The sequence below is a fragment of the Candidatus Brocadia sapporoensis genome, from assembly GCF_001753675.2.
Taxonomy (GTDB): Bacteria; Planctomycetota; Brocadiia; order Brocadiales; family Brocadiaceae; genus Brocadia; species Brocadia sapporoensis.
On record NZ_MJUW02000112.1, the window covers coordinates 41,900 to 59,633 of the forward strand.

The 17,734-nt window shown below is 42.2% G+C and carries 18 protein-coding genes and 1 tRNA gene; 12 read left to right on the forward strand and 7 right to left on the reverse strand.

Going from position 1 to position 17,734, the window contains the following annotated elements:
- Nucleotides 1-200: 200 nt before the first annotated feature.
- Together BIY37_RS10915 and BIY37_RS10920 are read left to right on the forward strand one after the other, a co-directional pair.
- On the forward strand, nt 201-1,598 hold the full coding sequence (locus BIY37_RS10915) for a tetratricopeptide repeat protein (RefSeq protein ID WP_179129378.1): 1,398 nt from the start codon (nt 201-203) through the stop codon (nt 1,596-1,598).
- 37 nt (nt 1,599-1,635) lie between these two features.
- Nucleotides 1,636-2,391, forward strand: a complete 756-nt coding sequence (locus BIY37_RS10920) for a YebC/PmpR family DNA-binding transcriptional regulator (RefSeq protein ID WP_070067880.1) — start codon at nt 1,636-1,638, stop codon at nt 2,389-2,391.
- A gap of 12 nt (nt 2,392-2,403) precedes the next feature.
- Here BIY37_RS10920 and ftsH read toward each other — a convergent pair whose 3' ends face one another.
- Nucleotides 2,404-4,326 carry an ATP-dependent zinc metalloprotease FtsH gene (gene ftsH, locus BIY37_RS10925; protein WP_070067881.1) on the reverse strand — a complete coding sequence of 641 codons (1,923 nt, stop codon included), beginning with the start codon at nt 4,324-4,326 and terminating at the stop codon, nt 2,404-2,406.
- 166 nt (nt 4,327-4,492) lie between these two features.
- Here ftsH and BIY37_RS10930 point away from each other — a divergent pair.
- A tRNA-Pro gene (locus BIY37_RS10930) sits at nt 4,493-4,570 on the forward strand.
- A gap of 623 nt (nt 4,571-5,193) precedes the next feature.
- The gene (locus BIY37_RS10935; protein WP_070067882.1) at nt 5,194-5,763 is read left to right on the forward strand and encodes an Lcl C-terminal domain-containing protein; all 570 of its coding nucleotides are present in this window, start codon (nt 5,194-5,196) and stop codon (nt 5,761-5,763) included.
- A 376-nt stretch (nt 5,764-6,139) separates the two neighbouring features.
- Here BIY37_RS10935 and BIY37_RS10940 read toward each other — a convergent pair whose 3' ends face one another.
- A complete protein-coding gene (locus BIY37_RS10940) occupies nt 6,140-7,525 on the reverse strand; it encodes an IS701 family transposase (protein WP_315850104.1) in 1,386 nt (461 codons plus the stop codon).
- Nucleotides 7,526-7,664: 139 nt separating this feature from the next.
- On the opposite strand from BIY37_RS10940, the gene BIY37_RS10945 reads away from it, so the two are divergent.
- Nucleotides 7,665-8,036: a pyridoxamine 5'-phosphate oxidase family protein gene (locus BIY37_RS10945; RefSeq protein WP_070067884.1), complete on the forward strand. Its 372-nt coding sequence runs from the start codon at nt 7,665-7,667 to the stop codon at nt 8,034-8,036.
- 121 nt (nt 8,037-8,157) lie between these two features.
- Here the strand turns inward: BIY37_RS10945 and sppA are convergent, their stop codons facing one another.
- The 3 genes from sppA to BIY37_RS10960 all read right to left on the reverse strand — a co-directional run bounded on the left by sppA (nt 8,158) and on the right by BIY37_RS10960 (nt 9,966).
- On the reverse strand, nt 8,158-9,162 hold the full coding sequence (sppA, locus tag BIY37_RS10950; RefSeq protein ID WP_230402514.1) for a signal peptide peptidase SppA: 1,005 nt from the start codon (nt 9,160-9,162) through the stop codon (nt 8,158-8,160).
- Nucleotides 9,163-9,409: 247 nt separating this feature from the next.
- Nucleotides 9,410-9,649 (reverse strand): hypothetical protein, encoded by a 240-nt coding sequence (locus tag BIY37_RS10955; protein WP_070067886.1) that lies wholly within the window; start codon nt 9,647-9,649, stop codon nt 9,410-9,412.
- Nucleotides 9,646-9,966, reverse strand: a complete 321-nt coding sequence (locus tag BIY37_RS10960) for a phosphoadenosine phosphosulfate reductase domain-containing protein (RefSeq protein ID WP_070067887.1) — start codon at nt 9,964-9,966, stop codon at nt 9,646-9,648. The genes BIY37_RS10955 and BIY37_RS10960 overlap by 4 nt, the downstream gene beginning before the upstream one ends.
- Before the next feature lie 353 nt (nt 9,967-10,319).
- On the opposite strand from BIY37_RS10960, the gene BIY37_RS13700 reads away from it, so the two are divergent.
- The 7 genes from BIY37_RS13700 to BIY37_RS10990 all read left to right on the forward strand — a co-directional run bounded on the left by BIY37_RS13700 (nt 10,320) and on the right by BIY37_RS10990 (nt 14,796).
- Entirely contained in the window at nt 10,320-11,150 is an 831-nt protein-coding gene (locus BIY37_RS13700) for a prepilin peptidase (RefSeq protein WP_261340855.1), read from the forward strand.
- 73 nt (nt 11,151-11,223) lie between these two features.
- Nucleotides 11,224-11,877, forward strand: coding sequence for an OmpA/MotB family protein (locus BIY37_RS10970; protein ID WP_070067889.1), 654 nt, complete (start codon nt 11,224-11,226; stop codon nt 11,875-11,877).
- Between the two features lie 9 nt (nt 11,878-11,886).
- Complete coding sequence (gene hisH, locus BIY37_RS10975) at nt 11,887-12,510, forward strand: imidazole glycerol phosphate synthase subunit HisH (RefSeq protein WP_070067890.1); 624 nt, start codon at nt 11,887-11,889, stop codon at nt 12,508-12,510.
- Between the two features lie 487 nt (nt 12,511-12,997).
- Complete coding sequence (gene hisA / locus BIY37_RS10980; protein ID WP_070067912.1) at nt 12,998-13,729, forward strand: 1-(5-phosphoribosyl)-5-[(5-phosphoribosylamino)methylideneamino]imidazole-4-carboxamide isomerase; 732 nt, start codon at nt 12,998-13,000, stop codon at nt 13,727-13,729.
- A gap of 24 nt (nt 13,730-13,753) precedes the next feature.
- Nucleotides 13,754-13,978 carry a hypothetical protein gene (locus BIY37_RS13555; RefSeq protein ID WP_070067891.1) on the forward strand — a complete coding sequence of 75 codons (225 nt, stop codon included), beginning with the start codon at nt 13,754-13,756 and terminating at the stop codon, nt 13,976-13,978.
- The gene (locus tag BIY37_RS10985; protein ID WP_179129379.1) at nt 13,914-14,519 is read left to right on the forward strand and encodes a GTP-binding protein; all 606 of its coding nucleotides are present in this window, start codon (nt 13,914-13,916) and stop codon (nt 14,517-14,519) included. Before BIY37_RS13555 ends, BIY37_RS10985 begins: the two co-directional genes overlap by 65 nt.
- 22 nt (nt 14,520-14,541) lie before the next feature.
- A complete protein-coding gene (locus BIY37_RS10990) occupies nt 14,542-14,796 on the forward strand; it encodes a hypothetical protein (protein ID WP_070067893.1) in 255 nt (84 codons plus the stop codon).
- A gap of 86 nt (nt 14,797-14,882) precedes the next feature.
- Here BIY37_RS10990 and BIY37_RS10995 read toward each other — a convergent pair whose 3' ends face one another.
- The gene (locus BIY37_RS10995) at nt 14,883-15,836 is read right to left on the reverse strand and encodes a bifunctional riboflavin kinase/FAD synthetase (RefSeq protein WP_070067894.1); all 954 of its coding nucleotides are present in this window, start codon (nt 15,834-15,836) and stop codon (nt 14,883-14,885) included.
- Between the two features lie 63 nt (nt 15,837-15,899).
- Nucleotides 15,900-17,663, reverse strand: coding sequence for a peptidylprolyl isomerase (locus BIY37_RS11000; RefSeq protein ID WP_070067895.1), 1,764 nt, complete (start codon nt 17,661-17,663; stop codon nt 15,900-15,902).
- Nucleotides 17,664-17,734: the final 71 nt, after the last annotated feature.

The window sequence follows — 17,734 nt, forward strand, 5'->3', positions numbered from 1 at the left end:
AAGGATATACGCATAAGCATGAAATGTTTTTTATCCAATCATTTTCTATTGTTTGGCTTGTACTATTTTTCATTGTTGGGTTTTTGGGATGCCGTACGGTCACGGTTCAACATGATAATAAGTCAGTATCTTCAGGTGAGACGCAGTCTCTGAATGCAAAAAAAAAAGCATATTCCTATTTTTGTACCGGATATTATTTTTTGTTGGAGAGAGATTGGGAAAATGCTGTTAAGAACTTTGAAAAAGCCCTCCGATGGGATGATTCCTCCGAAAGAATTATTCAGCATTTAGCAACCTGTTATTTCCAGTTGGGCATGAACGAAAAAGCAATCGATTACATGAAAAAATTGGCTGATATTAGACCAGATGAATTTAGCGTGCGTTATACCCTTGCTACTCTGTATGAAACCGTAGAAAAATTCAAAGAGGCCATTAAAGAATACGAATATGCTCGACGGTGCAAGACAACAAAGCTAGACAATATATTTCTGGCAGACGTTCTCTATCGGCTCGCCAATCTGTATATCAACGAAGGCGCGATAGAGAAGGGCGTAGATTGTTATCAGAGTATGTTTGATCTGAATCTGATAAATGAACCAGTTAAGATATATTATGAGATTGGACAAAAGTATTTTGAAAAAAATGAAATAAAAAAGGCGCGGGAATATTTTTTAAAGGCAAAACAGGCTGATCCAAAACTAAGCTTTACCAGTTTCTATCTTACTCTTTGCTATGATATGCTCAAGGATTATGATAATGCTATTAAAGAGGCCACGATCTTTTTGGAAAAAGAGCCAGATAACTGGGCAATGCACCTTGCCTTGTCTGAAATATATGATAAAACAAGAAACGAACCTAAAAAAAATGAAGAAATCAGAAGAACACAAGAAATTCTGAAAAGAAATACCGATGCTGGCACCCAAAATCCAAAGGAGTATTTCCTATTATGCCAGATTTATAAGAATCAACGTAAGATCGACGACGCTATCTCCGTCATTGAAAATTTGAAAACAATCCCCTTGGATAAAGAAACAATGCGAGATGCCCACTTTCTACTGGCAAATCTTTATTATGAAAATGAAAACTTTGACAGGACCGAAGAGGAATTGAAGATCACATTAATGTTAGATCCTGAGTTTCATGAGGCAAATAATTTTTTGGGCTACTTATTTGTTGAAAATAACAAGAATTTGGATATGGCAATGCAGCTAATCAATAAGGCATTAAAAGCAGATCCAGAAAATGGCGCGTATCTTGACAGTCTTGGTTGGGCATATTATAAAAAGGCACAACAGGAAGGAAGAGATGAATGTCTGTTTACTGCTCTTAAGATTTTATCGGACGCTGTTCAACGCATGGAAGAACCTGATATTTATGATCATATTGGAGAGGTGTATTATAGTTTAGGACAATGGGATGAAGCGGTTAAGGCATGGGAAAAAGCACGTGCTTTATATAACCAAACGCTCAATAATAAAGTTAAAATAGTAGATATTGAAGCAAAATTAAAAAAAATAAAGGAATTAATGTCTGCAGAAGAAAAGACGATAAGAGTTATTAAGAAACATAATGAGGTTGAAAACGTTATTCAGCCTTAAGTCATTGTAAATATTGGTTCGGAGGGGATGAGACAAATTGGCCGGACATTCACATTGGGCTAGTATAAAGCATAAAAAAGGTGCTGCTGATGCAAAGAAGGGTAAAGCGTTTTCCAAGGTGGCGCGTATGATTACTGTCGCTGCCAGGAGAGGCGGCGGTGACCCGGATATGAACCCCAGATTGCAGCTTGCAATAAGCAAAGCCCGCGCAGTCAATATGCCAAAAGAAAATATCGAACGAGCCATTCAGAAAGGTATGGGTGGGGGCGGCGGGGCAGAGTTGTTTGAGTGTGTATACGAGGGATATGGGCCTCATGGTATAGCATTAATGGTCGAAATATTGACGGACAATAAAAACAGGACTGCACCTGAAATCAGAAAGATATTTGAACGGTTTGGCGGAAATATGGGAGAATCTGGTTGTGTGTCCTGGATGTTCGAAAAAAAAGGACTTATTATCGTAAACTGTAATGAAATTACCGAAAATGAGTTTATGATGTTGGTTCTTGATGCCGGCGCTGATGATTTGCAAAGAGTCGGAGATGTTTTTCAGGTGATATGCTTACAAACAAGTTTAGATGCGGTAAAGAAGTCTATTGAAAGTAAACATATAAAAGTAGAAACATCTGAGGTAAGTTGGATTCCGAAAAATAATATTGATTTAGATGAAGTGGCAGGTCGTAAAGTTTTGGGGATAATGGATGCGCTTGAGGATCATGATGACGTACAAAATGTCTACTCTAATTTTAATCTGCCCCAAGTGCTTTTAGATGAAATGCAAACCACGAAATGAACTGAGAAGTATTTACGATTTGCCACAATCTTTTTGTAAATATTGCAGATTTTGTTGCGGTTGTTCGATCGGAGCAATTTCCGTTTCTTTGATAATTCTATGGCGTTTCTTTTCTATACGTAGTAATTGAAGGATCTGATCACCGTCCAGCACCTCCTCCTCTTCTAAATTCTTCGCTAAAAGATCCAATTTGTCCCGATTGTCGCTCAGCAATTTTTTAACCCTGTCATAACTTCCCATGATAATATTGGTAACCTCTTCATCTATAACAATTGCTGTCTTTTCACTGTATTCCTTTTCTTGCACAAGGTCGTGTCCGAGGAAGATGTTCCCCGATTGTCTGCCGAAGGTCTGTGGTCCTAGTCTTTTGCTCATACCAAACCGGCATACATAACTTCTGGCCAATTGTGAAGCTTTTTCCAAATCATTTTGAGCGCCCGTTGATATTTTTTCGAGAACCAATTCTTCTGCTGCACGACCGCCCAGAAGGACGCAAAGGGTATCGAGAATTTCCGGTTCAGTAGTTAAGTATTTGTCTTCCAACGGTAATTGCATTGTATAGCCCAGTGCTGCGGTCCCTCTTGGTATTATAGATACTTTATGTACAGGATCGGTATTGGGAAGCAGGGCAGCGATTAAGGTATGCCCCGCCTCGTGAAGCGCAACCGTGCTCTTTTCACTATTGCTCATAATTCTGCTCTTTCGTTCGGGACCGGCGAGTACTCTGTCAATGGAGGATTCAAGTTCTTCCATACCGACGGAACTCTTATTATATCGTGCCGCCAAGAGCGCCGCTTCGTTAATTACATTTGCTAGGTCAGCCCCAGAAAATCCTGCGGTACGTTTTGCGATGACCTTTAAGCTGACATCGGAATCTATTTTTACACTCTTAGCATGAACGGATAAAACCGCCTCACGACCAATAAGATCTGGCCGGTCAACGGTTACTTGACGGTCAAAACGTCCGGGACGTAGGAGTGCATTGTCCAGTACGTCAGGCCGGTTGGTCGCAGCAATAATAATGACCCCTTTCTGCGCATTAAAACCATCCATTTCTGCAAGGAGTTGGTTCAGGGTTTGTTCGCGCTCGTCATGGCCACCACCCAACCCTGTGCCACGCTGACGTCCAACACTATCGATCTCGTCAATAAAAATAATACACGGGGCCTTCTCCTTTGCCTGTTCAAACATATCCCGTACCCTGGCGGCACCCATACCAACAAACATTTCAACAAAATCGGAGCCACTAATAGAAAAAAAAGGTACTCCTGCTTCTCCCGCAACTGCCTTGGCTAGAAGCGTCTTTCCTGTTCCTGGAGGGCCAATCAATAAAACCCCTTTGGGAATTTTTCCCCCCAGTTTTTGAAATCGTTCCGGGTATGAAAGAAAATCAATGATTTCTTTTAATTCTTCCTTTGCCTCATCGCATCCGGCAACATCAACAAAGGTTGTTTTCTGTGAACCATTGTCAGAATACAACTTTATTTTTGCCTTACCGAAAGACATAAAAGGAGAACCCATCCCGCCAACCTTCTTAAAAAGAAAGAACCATCCAAGTGCCATGATACCAAAGGGAAAAACCCACCACATCAAAATATTTTTAAGGAAATTATTTTCTGCAGCACCTTTGAATCTGACCTTTTGCAATTCTAGCTCATTAACCAGTTCTGCATCCTGCACTGGTACAGTAACAAATGCAATTTTTTCTTCTTTATCTCCTACAGCGGATAATTTTTTATAGTGGCCACGAATAATGTTCTGCCCCACCGTGCAATCGGATATGTAACCGTTCTTCAGATATAACCTGAACTGGCTGTATGAGATTTCTTCAGCCTTGGGGGATAAAAACATCTGTATTACGTACACGACGGCGAGAAAGAGGAATATATATCCTATGGAAAACCTGGACTTTTTGGGTTTATTTTTTTTGTTCATGCAGTTTTGTTAAATAGTTAAAAGTATTATGCAAAAATTCAATATAGCAAATATTTAAAAACAAATTCTAATGGATTATATTAGAAAACAAAGTCAATGTCAAAATATTTCAATTTTGGATTTAAGTTGATAATGGACAAAAAGATACTATAATTACAAAACTCGTCGGGGTGTAGCGCAGCTTGGCTAGCGCGCTTGAATGGGGTTCAAGAGGTCGTGGGTTCAAATCCCGCCACCCCGACCACTAAAGTAAATGGTTTTAGAATACTATAATGATGTATCAAACTGCTTTAATCTCGTGCCGCGGTGCAAGGTGCGCATACCTTAAAAACATCTTAATGTCTTTGAGTTCCAAGTCTCTTTTATAGATTTTCATGTCATTGTCCTTTTCCTAAAATAAACCTTAAAAACCAGCAGTATTTTGTTAAAAACTTAAGCGGCGAATTTTTTCTTCAGTCATTGCGATTTGATTTTGAAATAGTCACGGGCAAGATGTTCGTTCTTTGAGAGTGTGCTTGTTGAGGAGAATTCCGACAGGGAATTGATCGCCGGTTTGAATTTATTGTTGGCAGGCGGGTATTTTCATCACCCTTGTTCCACTTACCCGATTCTGGAGAATATCCGGGAAAGGCGTTTTTAATTCGTTTACAATCTTAGGAAAAATGTCATTCAATATTTATCGTGAGGTGTTTTTATCTTTTTGTAACACTTTAGTTTTTTAAAAATTTTCCATAAAAACCGGATATTAAATGTAGTAGGGGCAGGTTTCAAACCTACCCCTATCAAGACAACATTGTTTATAATAGAGGGTTTAAAAAAACTAAAGTGTTACCTTTCTTTAAATTTTTTTAGAAGGAGGGGAAAGCGATGATGCTGAAGGGTAAGAAAGTATTATGGTTAATGTCTGTATGGATAGTTTCTGCAATGTATGGTGGGTTTGCCAGTGCGGACGATCTGGAGCCCTCTGCTCCTTCCGGGCAAACCATAAGGGCAACGAAGGAACTTCAACCCGCATGGAGCAAGAAGATAAAGAAGGCATCAAAGCGTTTTCAAATAGTACTGGATGGGGAAGGCGTGCTGGATAAAGAGACGGAGCTTGTGTGGGAGAAGTCTCCGGATACAGAAGCCAGAACGTGGATTGATGCTGTGTATTATGCCTATACCAAGAGTGTGGGAGGTCGTAAAGGGTGGCGATTGCCTACGGTTGAGGAATTGGCAAGTCTGGTAGATCCGACGCAGAACGGTCCTGCCTTGCCCAGTGACCATCCCTTTACCAATGTGCAGTCGGGCTACTATTGGTCGTCTACTTCCTATGTTAATGATATCAGCCTCGCGTGGGACGTGAGTTTCTACTATGATGACGTGAGCTTCTACGATAAGACCTACAATAGCTACGTATGGTGTGTACGAGGCGGACACGGCTATGATGCTCCGTGATTTGGTAATTTAAGTAATTTGATAATTTGGGGGTGGAGGGGGTTTCCCCCTGCCTGTTATTTTTTGGGAGATTCATAAGCATCCAGTAAACTTCTTTTGTAGTCTTTAAAAAGGGCGTAGAGGTCAAGGACAAACATATCCATTTGTTTATTGCTGAGACGTGAGAAAAAGTGTTTGAGGAATTTGTCTAACAGAGAGATTGCTACATCGAAAATACTCAAATCCTTTGTTCCCGTTGTTGGTTGACAGAGAAGTTCACTAGTATAGTTGATAGCAGGGGGGCAGAGGAATGAGCCCAGCAGAAAGTAAGTCGCATTGCATTGATTTATAGTAAGTTGAGTAGCATTCTACTTATGACCATTACTTTGTTAAAAAATTAAGCGGCGCAATTTTTCTTAAGGCGTTTGGATTTAATTTTAAAATAGCCATCGGCAAGTATTTCGTTCTTTGATAAGGCATTGGTAGAGGCAAATTCGAGCAGAGAATTGACAGCCTGTTTGATTTCATTGAAGGTTGTCGGTTTCGTTTCAAGGATTTTCGCAAGATAGGCATTTTGTTTGATCCAGTAGGTGAGAGTCCATGCAACAAGACAGAGATTCCAGTATCTCTCAATCTTGTTGATATGTCGGACCTGGTAGTGGTCAAAGTAAAAGGTGTCCTTGAGTTCCTTGAAACTGTGTTCAATGCCCCAACGGAGCAGGTAGTTTGCAATGACCATTTTGGCAGAGGCACGGAGATTATTGGTAATAAGGATATGATAGGTGTAGTCGTCGTCCTTATTCCACTTGCCCAAAATGACCACAAACTTGATGGGTACAACACAATCTTTCAGCTTTGCCTCGAACGAATAGGTTTTATGGGAAACTTCAGAGCCATCCGTGGTTTTGAATTTAACGAATTTGATTTTATCCCAGTAATGCTTTTTGATGAGGGTCACGATTCTTCGGCTATGGCTCAGAACATCTGGTTTGACAAGACACATCGTTTTCTTTACGGGATGGCGCATGAAGATGTTTCTGTTAGATTTTATTTCGGAATAGAAGATTTTGCCTTCCTTGTGAATGTGCGTGAGGAAGCGTGTCGTCGCATACCAGGAGTCGAAGACAGTGCCGGAGAAATCCATGGTTTTTGAGCAGGCGTCAAAGAGTTCCAGGGCGATTTGTATTTTGTCTTTGAACGGAGGATTGTTTTTTCCTCCGGGAAACTCCCTGGCAGGAAGGTAGGGAATGATGTCGATGGGAAAATGCTTCGACTCTGAGACGAAAGTAGCGCCGACACCGACATTGCAGACCTCTTTCCTTTTGAGTGGTCCGCAATATTGCCACTTTGCTCCCTCGGTCTTCTTTGCAAAGGGTTTCGGGCAGCCAGTGTCATCGATGGCGAGAAGCCCGTCTTTGGTGGGAGCAGTGGTTCTTTGTTTTTGAATGATTTCCAGCCTTGTGCGTTTGATTGCCTGGATATCCCATTTTGAATCTGAGAAGAAGTATTGAAACTTCTGATAATCGGTGTGAGTGGCTTTTGCCATTCCATCAAGGGAGTTTCTTTTGTAGTCTTTAAAGAAGGCATAGATGACGAGGGTAAACACGGCCATTTGTTTTTTGCTGAAACAAGAGGCGAAATTTTTCAGAAACGTATTTAACAGAGGAATGTTTGCAGAAAAAATACTCAAATCCTTTGCTCCTGTTGTTGGTTTATTGAAAAGTTCACAAGTGCAATTAATAGCAGGAGTAAAGGAATAAGTCAAGTGCAAAATAAGTCGCAAAGCATTGATTTGTAGTAAGTTGAGTCAAATTCGACTTATGACTTAAAAATATTTTTTTACATGCGTTTTTTAACAAAGTAATGTTATGACTTGACGATATTTTTTCACATTTGGTTTTTATTAAAAGGAGGAATATACGATGATCCCAGAGAAACTGCTGGAAATTATGAAGAAGGACGGAGTTGTTGCTATCGCTACCCTGGGCCCAGATGGGCCCCATATGGTTAATACTTGGAATAGCTACCTCAGAATTTCACAAGATGGACGGCTATTTATCCCTGCGGGCTACATGCACAAAACAGAGGCCAACATTGCCTACAATCCAAATGTGTTAATAACGCTGGGGAGTAGTAAGGTTAAGGGCTTGCATGGAGCAGGCGCTGGTTTCTTGATCAAAGGAAAGGCGTGTTTCATTACATCCGGTCCTGATTTTGATTTCTTGAAAGAAAAGTTCAGTTGGCTACGCGCCACCTTGTCCGTTACAATCGAATCCGCCACCCAAACCTGGTGAAGACGTAATTGTGCAGGTTTGTCAATCTATGAAAAAGTGTTGATTACAACAGACGTTGCCGAACCAGTGTCGCTGTTTAACGCTGGTACGGCCTCTTTTAGAAAGAGACCCTTCGCTTATTTTACGGTGCCCAAAGGTACATAAATGATGGTGTGCCTGAATTGACGAATGTTTTTAGGTCGATATTAAGAAGATTGATAGTTCCAAAACCGGCACTGCTGAGCTGTGAATAAATGTTGTTTTTGTAAGCGCCGGGTCTGTGATACATGACGATACTTGCCTCTGTTAGTCCAGCTTCCTCCTTTGCCAGTGAAATGGCCTCGTCGAGGTATCCAATCCGATCAACAAGGCCATATTCCAATGCCTGCTGGGCAGTATAAATTCTGCCATCAGCAAGTGACCTAAGTTTTTCTGGAGTTAGTCCTTTCCTGTTTTCTGCAATGACCATCAAAAATCTTTCGTAAAGAGTATCCATGACACCCTGAAATATCTTTCGTTCGTCGTCTGTCATTGTTTTCAAGGGTGACCCCATGTCCTTGTATTCACCTGTCTTGATTGAGGTGTCTTTTACGCCAATCTTTTGGAGAAGTCCTTCCATACTGAGATTGAGCATGATAACACCAATACTGCCGGTAACCGTTGTGGGATGCGCTATAATCTTATCTGCAGAAACGGCCACGTAGTAGCCACCGGACGCCCCTAAATCCATAATACATGCAATAACCTTTCTATCAGTACCTTTCTTAAATTGTTCGATTTCGTGATAAATCATGTCCGATGCGGTAACCGTGCCGCCTGGGCTATTGATACGGAGGATGATAGCTTTTATATATTTGTCTCTGGCTGCCGTTTTCAGCTCTTCTTTGATAAGAGCAACCATATCCGGTTCGTCTGACAAACCGGCAAGGCCTTGCCTTTTCGTTTCCGAAATAATACCGGAAACGTCTATTACGAGTATCTTATTCTTTCCACTTCCTGCGACTGCTGTTTCCCTGAGTGGTTCAATTGTTGGTACCAAGGATACCGATATAAAACTGCAGCCCGAAGTAAAGATGAGACACAAAACCAAAACGGTAACCGAGATGGAAAACAAATATTCACGTTTCATAAGGAGAATAGTATACAATAATTCTCTTGGTTAACATAGAATATTTTAGATATCAAACCGTAATACTATAAAATGCACGCAAGTCAAATTCCGGAGCCGTCTGAACAATTTATATTGCAGTACTTTGGCCCATCGTCACTGGCATTTGCCAGGTGTCGACAGCGGCCTGTTCGTAGGCCTTCTTCCCATTTGGCCGGTGTAGTGCAGCATTCGCACCCAGTGCTGGGATAGTTTTGTTTATGCAGGGGAGCACAGGCATGTTATTTTACTGAAGGTATGTCTGAATCTGTTCGTTTATCCAGTCAAATATCAGGTGCAGGGTGTACCACTCTCTCCGGGAATCCTGGATAAGAGTCGCCAGTTTGGCGCGCCGGCCGCCTATGCAACGGCGTAATCCAATCATTGCAAGTCTGCGTCCAGACTGCTCCATACGGGTAATAAATGGTACAGTTTTCGCAAACGATAGTATTTTTTCTGGCCGTAGCGGGAGGAATATAATTTTCATTCAAATTTCTTTTCCTGCTGCTCCGTAATCAGTTCCGGGTATAAGGTCACGATGGTTAATTGGTAATGGCGAATAAATTCATCCGGAGGTTGCAGAGTTTTCCGGAAATGGTAGCCCGTATCTACGAATAGCACCTCGTTTCGCAGTTCCATACGATAAAAGCAGTGCCTCAGAACCAAGGCTGAACTCTGCATGCTGCTTAAAAGGACGGCATCCTTGCCAATGACCTCCACTGCCCGTCTAATGTGCTCCATAAGAGTGAAGCACTCCAACTGCTTATTTGCGGTTGATACATCGAGTTCCAAAGTGTCTTTCATCGTCATTTCATCCTGCTAAGGAGTGCATGCAGTAACATGCCGTGCCGTTACATAAAGAATTGTACCTATAATAAATTTATCAGGAGCATTTCTAAAGGTTAATTCGAATGTACGCTTTCTTTCAATGAAAAACCGGAGAGATATAACGGTCTGTTCTTTTGTTGATAACTGAAAGAAGCATGAGAGATTTCAGAATCAATTCATTTGTCTTGCATTTATCAATTCATTTTGATACTATGCCGTAAAATTTATGGCTAAGTATATTTAAAAAGGTTGTCATCTGAGAAGGAGGAGTTGGTATTCAGAAAAATCTCCTGGCAGGTAGCCATTTTGAGTGGATTTTTTTTTTCATTATTGGGTTAGCGATAGGGAGTTTTTTAAATGTTTGTATCTATCGCATCCCGAGGAAAAAGTCTCTCGTGTCGCCTCGTTCGTTTTGCCCAATATGTCAAACTCAGGTTTGCTGGTATGATAATATCCCCGTGTTGAGCTACCTGTTGCTTCGGGGACATTGCCGCACTTGTAGGACTAAAATATCGTTACGATATCCGCTTATAGAGTTATTGACCGGGAGCCTGTTTACGCTTCTGTATATTTTTGTTCAATACCGGCAGGAATCGCTGTGTGTTCTTGTTGGCTATCTGGCACTCTGTTGTGCCCTGATAATATCGACCTTTGTGGATATCGAGTTCCTTGTTATTCCCAACGAGATTACTTTTGTGGGCATCCCACTTGCATTCCTTTTCAGTGTAGTCTGTCCTTGTTTGCATAATGAACCGGACACTCTGAGAAATTTCACTCTGATGGGTATCACCAGGTTAGATTCGCTAATTGCATCCTTGTCTGGGGCTCTGGTGGGCGGAGGCCTGATATTTCTTTGCAGTGTTGTAGGGAAATGGGTGTTCCGAAAAGAGGCCATGGGTTTTGGGGACGTCAAACTTATGGGCATGGTAGGTGGGATGGTAGGTTGGAAACTGGCGGTAGCGATATTTTTTGTTGCACCTTTTTTCGGGCTTTTTATGGGTATTCCGGTTTTACTCATGAAAAAAACACATTTGATACCCTACGGGCCGTTTTTATCACTGGCCACGCTTGTATGTATATTTTTCCAGGATTATTTTCTGAGAATTGTAGATCTCTATTTTCAGGTTTTTACCGTGTTATTTACCGGATTTCATACTTAAATCACGACGGAATGTAAAGTACTTAATTCTTACGCAGTGAAATTTTCTTTACCGTGAAAGGAGAGAAGCATATATGGTGAAAGGGCATGGTTTCGTGCGGAGTTTTTGTCTGATTGGAATAGCTGGGGTGTTGGTAGCGGGTACTGGTTGCGGGGAGGTGAAAAGGTTACGTCGGGAAAATCAGCAATTAAACGAGCAACTAACAAGCCTGCAGCAGGAGAATGCCGATTTATCGTCGAAAGCAGGTCAGTACGAGAGTGAACTGAGTAAGCTTGAAAGTTCAAAAAGAGCATTGGAGGCAAAATTACAAGGCACTGGGGCGAGCGTGCGGATAAAAAATGGCGCAGTTTCGGTAACACTTCCCGGCTCTGTGTTGTTTGATTCCGGGCAAACCACCTTACGCCCGCAATCTAAAGAAACCCTTAAGAAGATTGCCGGTATTCTGAAGACAGAGGCTTCATCAGAAATCGTTAGGATTGAAGGCCATACCGATGATGATCCGATTAGCAAACAAAAGGATAAATACAAATCAAATTGGGAATTATCAACGGCACGGGCAGCAGCCGTTCTGCACTACTTGGTGGAAGAATGTGGTATATCTCCCACAAGAGTTTATCTTGCTGGATTTGGGCAATATCAGCCCATAGCAGACAACAAATCGAAAGCCGGCAAGTCAAGCAATCGAAGAGTGGAGTTTGTGATCGTTCCCAGGGGCTCTGGCGGATAGAATTTTATCATGATTGTGATTGTAGATTACGGGATGGGGAATCTCCGCAGTGTAGAGAAAGCTTTTGAACGGTTTGGCTTTCCGGTCAAGGTTACCGATAATCCCAGTGAGGTCATTCATGCAGAGAAACTAGTGCTTCCCGGTGTTGGGGCATTTCGGGATGCTATGGATGGTTTACGTCAGAGGGGCCTTATAGAACCGGTGAAAAATAGTATCCGTTCAGGCAAACCATTTCTTGGTATATGTCTTGGTTTGCAATTGCTGTTTTCCAAAGGGTATGAAGACGGTGAGCATGAGGGTTTAAATATAATTTCAGGAAAGGTTGTCCGTTTTGACTTTCCTGAAAATAAGACGAACGGAAGATTAAAGATTCCTCATATGGGTTGGAATCAGATCAGTTTCATGAAAAAGCGCATACCAATACTGAGTAATGTTCCCAACAATGTCTATATGTATTTTGTGCATTCTTACTACGTCTGCCCTGACGACGAAAGTGTTATTGCTACGAAAACAGAATATGGTGTATGTTTTACTTCTATGATCTGGTACAAGAATATCTATGCAACTCAGTTTCATCCGGAAAAGAGCCAAGAGTTTGGGCTTACGCTCCTTAAGAATTTTGGTAATTTGTAAAGAGATTGTGTTTAAAATAAGCTATGTTCAGGATACGCACAAAAATTGCATAACTGAAAAGATGTCCTGATAACTGTCGTTTGTTCGTCTCAAACTTGATGGCAAGGGCTCCAAACTTTTGCCTTACCCACATCAAACTCTCTTACAGAATGAACTAAAGAAGTCCTCCCTGCGGGAGGGTTAAGGGATGGGTTTAATCGTATTATAAAAGTCGCCCAATGTGTAACGGGATTGTATAGGAATTTTCATTGTATTTAAGCGGGTTATAAGGTGGCATGGACAAACTTGCCTGTTTATGGTGTTTGAGTATACACTTGGATTTGGAATATATTACGCTGGCAAACAAAGTTTGTCGGCGTCACCCGGTAACCGAAGACATACCTTGATATTTGATATCTTTTAAAGACATTTTTGATATTTTCAGCAAAAATTATAAATGAAGTTAATCCTGACAGGGTTGACTAATTTGTTAAATTCAACAGATAACATGTTCATTATTCCAGCTATCGATTTAAAGAACGGTAAATGTGTGCGACTGACCCAGGGAGTGAAGGATGCGGAGACCGTCTTTTCTGACGATCCTGTGGAAGTGGCCAGGTCGTGGGAGGATCAGGGCGCCGAATATCTTCATATCGTTGACCTCGACGGGGCATTCGATGGCATACCACGTAACCTTGCCGTTGTTGAGCGCATTCTGCAACAGATAAAGATTCCGGTTGAGTTTGGCGGCGGTTTGAGGACAACCCAGTCCGTTGAAACGCTCCTCAATATGGGAGTCGACCGCGTAATTGTGGGAACAAAGGCCATAGATTCGCCCTCGTGGGTGAATGAACTCTGTGCGGCATTCCCAGGACGCATTGCCGTCGGAATTGACGCAAAAAATGGTAAAGTGGCCGTGAAGGGCTGGACTTCCGTGTGTGAGTGGGAGGCTGTTGCCTTTGCCAGGGAAATGGAAAAAGCGTCTCCCTGCGCCATGATCTTTACTGACATCTCAAAGGACGGGATGCTGCAAGGGCCGAATATCACCAGTTTAAAAGAGTTTTTAGCGGCTGTTACAACCCCGGTTATTGCATCGGGCGGAATCTCATCGATGAAGGATATCGAGGCGTTGAGCCAGTTATCCATTGCCGGGATGATTATCGGTAAGGCTTTGTATACAGGACATATCAAATTTTCAGAAGCAAAACAACTCTGTAATTCACTCTGCATCAAAAAGTAAAGACGTTTTTGCATGGAGTGAACTATGATTCTGTATGAGACAGAAGACATTCGGTCTATTGTACTTCTGGGACATGGAGCTTCGGGAAAGACCTCGCTGGTTGAATCGATGCTTTTTAAGGCCGTGGCGACTGCACGACTCGGCAGTGTTGAAAATGGCATATCGGTGTCGGATTATGACCCCGATGCAAAAAGAGGAAAAGCACTCGATAAACTCTCCCATTCTGCACTGCAATTGGAAAGAGTGTGAAATCAATATTATTGACACGCCTGGCTATGCAGATTTTATCCGCGATACGATTCCCGCTCTTGTTGCATCAGAAACCGTCCTCATCGTCATATCAGCCATGAACGGCATTCGGGTGAATACCAGAAAGCACTGGGATCTTGCCTGCCAAAAAGGACTCGGAAAGATCATTGTGGTAACGAAGGTAGATGGAGAAAATATTAATTTTCATGCTCTGCTTGAATCTATCAGAAATACATTTGGAAATACCTGTGTTCCTTTGAATTTACCCGTCGGAACGGGACACGATTTCCGGGATGTTGTCAATCTCCTTGCCTTACCCAGTCCTTTGCAGGATGGCGTTGCCGGTGACGCTCACGCTCGTCATGATGCCCTGATTGAAACGATCGTTTCTGCCGACGATGCATTGATGGAGCAATACCTTGGTGGAAAGGAACTGGACAGCGCAGCCTTGCAATCTTGTTTTGTGAGGGCCGTTGCGGGCGGATCTGTTATTCCTGTCCTTTGCTGTTCCAATAAACGCGTGGATCATCGTAATTATTGAAGTTACTGTTCCAACGAGATTTATGGGTGAGATTACCGGAAACCTTTCCAGTCATCGCGGGCATATCAGAGGCATAGATTCTCTTGGGGATTTGCAGGTTGTCCGGGCTACCATACCCATGGCATCCCTAGCCAATTACGAAACGGAATTGAAATCCATGACGGGTGGGCAGGGCACATTTACGAGGGAGTTTTCACATTATGATGTTGTACCAGCGCATCTCATGCAGCAGATTGTTGCACATGCTGCGCACAGAAATCATGCCAGAAGAGAATGAATTTTGTACGAGGTCAGCAAGGATAAATGTACTTTACCATCCTATCCTTGAGAAAATTCACATTTTGTTGACATCTTAAGGATATCTCAGGAAATAGTATGCAAACGCTCTCTTTTCAGAATTGCCTCCTTGTCTCTTTCGATCTGCATCTTGAGTTCTTCGGAGGTTGTAAATGGTATCTCGTCTCTTATTTTAAAGAGAAACTGAACTTCAAGGTTTTGTCCGTATATATTCTCATGGAAATCGAGAATATGCACTTCAATTTCCATTGTTTCATTCTCACTTGTAAATAATTCTCTGGTGAAGGTAGGCCTTAAACCTATGTTGGTCAGCGCCAGGTACTCGCGTCCAGCCCAACGCAGCTTTGTTCCGTAAACACCCCGGGGTGGTCTCACCTCATGATGCAAATCCAGATTCGCAGTTGGGTACCCGAGAGTTTTTCCCCTGCCGGACTTTCTCACTACCGTACCCAGGACAGAAACAGGTCTGCCAAGCATCCCTTCTGCAGTTTCCAATTCCCCTTTCAGTATGGCTTGCCGGATTGCTGTACTGCTAATTATCTGCCCCTGATAAATTACCGGTGGACATTCATATACTTCATAGCCATAAGTAGCAGCCAAACTACGAACCAAACCAATATCTCCTTCGCGGTCTCTCCCGAAATGGCAGTTAAAGCCCAGCACAATACGTTTCACGCCTAGCCAGCAGACCATGATCTCGTGGATAAAATCTTCTGCACTCATATATGCAAGCTTTTTGTCAAAAGGAAGAACAACCGTGTGGTCTACTCCCAGATGGCCAAACAACGTTAGCCGGTGCTCCAAAGAGGTAATAAAGGAGGGTGGCCTGTTTTCGAGAACATTTTTCGGGTGACGGTTGAAGGTAATGATAACTGACTCCCCTTGTTTTGCAAGGGCGTGTTCTCTGATACTTTCAATGATCTTTTGATGTCCCCGATGTACGCCATCAAACATCCCTATCGTGGCAACAGGGAAAGGAATCTTTCTGGTTAATACATTTATGCCATAAATTGTTTCCAATACGGGTTCCTTTTATTGATCGATCCCATGGTAAACTACACCTATTGCTCAAGAGGCTCTGTTTCATTGAAATTTTGTGTAGAGTTCCGTATGCCGGCTCAGATCATTTTGCCAGTCAGTCATGAAAGACTCTTGTTTTTCATACAAGTAACGTTGCACCACCGTTTCTTTGTCTTTCTCAAAAACCGTCTTGTCCGCTGACTTTTTGTCAATCAGGTATATAATGTAGCAAGCCTTTACTCCGGATGTTTCTAATGCAATTCCTCGTTGACCCGGTTTCAGCTCGAACCCCTTTTTTGCTACATTCGGCCTGTCCTCTTTGAGCGCTTCGATATATCGTGAGTCTTTATTGAAAAGCTTCATGGGACGATTAATATAATTTGTTTCACAAACAGGGACGTCTTTTAAACCGCTTTCCGTCTTAATTGCCTTAACCATGTCTTCGAAGGAAATGCTCTTGGTGGTTGTGCCTGCATATTTTTCAGCAAGCTCCTTTGCCTTCAGGAGTCCCTTTTCCATCCGGAGATCGTTGATTACAATATTTCGAATCTCTTCCAGGGGTGGTGCTGCTGCCGTTTTTTTATCAACGAGCTGAAAAATAACCTTGCCTTCCACGTAATCGAATGGGATGGAAGGCTCATATTTTCCCCGGTCAAATGCAATTTGAACAAGTTGGTCAGAACCAGGCAATACCTCAAGCAGGTCGTTTTCCGTGAGAAATTCGTCGTTCGACTTCTTGCCTTTCGGAATTTCGTAAACCACGTTGTATTTATGTGCCAGGTCTTTAAAGCCTGGTCGTTCTGTCTTATCCATTGTCTCGTATATCTCTTCGTCCAGTTTATTCATTATTTCTGTGGCTTTTGTCATAGCCTTTTGCCTTGCAAGTATCTTTTGAATGTCGCCTTTCACTTGAGAGAAGGATTTGTATGGGGAATCAATTTTCTGTTCCTGAGGCTTACCCGTCTCAGGGGAGATTTTTTCCTCTATTTTCACCGCCTTTTTTTCAGCCGGAGGCTCATCCCTGGTTGTCTGTTCTGAGGCAACTTTGTATTGTGTCTCCTTATTATCTTCATAATATTTTTTCATTTCGTCGTCAGTAACCGGTACTTGCTTTTCCAAGTCGGTATATCGTGCAATCAGGCACTCCAGCTTTATCCTTTCAGGGAACTTGTATCCGGGTTTTTCTGCGTCTGCGTTATAGTCATCATTCCTATACTTTTCATAATAGGCGCGTATTTCATCTTCTGTTATATTTACTGAATCCTTGAAGTCCTTTGCCTTTAAAGTAAGTATCTTGAGCTTTACCTGCTCATTTTCCAGAGAGTACCTCAGCCAAACTTCGTCTGTTGTCATCTTTACCGACATTCGGATCATGGAGTCCAGCTTCTCAACCATGATCGCTTCCTCTAAAGTGCGTGCTATTTGCTCCTGATTTAGTCTGAAATTCGTACAAAGAAACTGGAGAAGCCTTGGTCTGTCGATGTTTTGGTTTTCACCAAATATCTGAAAAGCGAATCTCTGAAGACCTTCATCGATTTCCTGCATGGTTACCATGATCCCCATCTTCTTGGCTTTCTCGACATACATCAGTTGTTTCCAGACCAGAGAAGCGATTGGTTCTTTCGATTGGGAGAAGAATAATCTTTGCCATCGACCTACCATATCTGCAAATTCGTTCTGTGTAATCTTCCTGCCCAAAACCCTCCCGATCGGTTTCTTAGGGATCATTTCCATTGCAGAATAACTAATCCCCCATACACACATAGCAAAAATCATGACGATGTAAACCGTCTTTTGATGCCTTCTGAACCAAGAACTCGAGACCATATCTCCCTCTTCTATTGAATATACTACCCAGATGTAATGTAAAAATAAAATAAAGTGTCATTTTATATGCA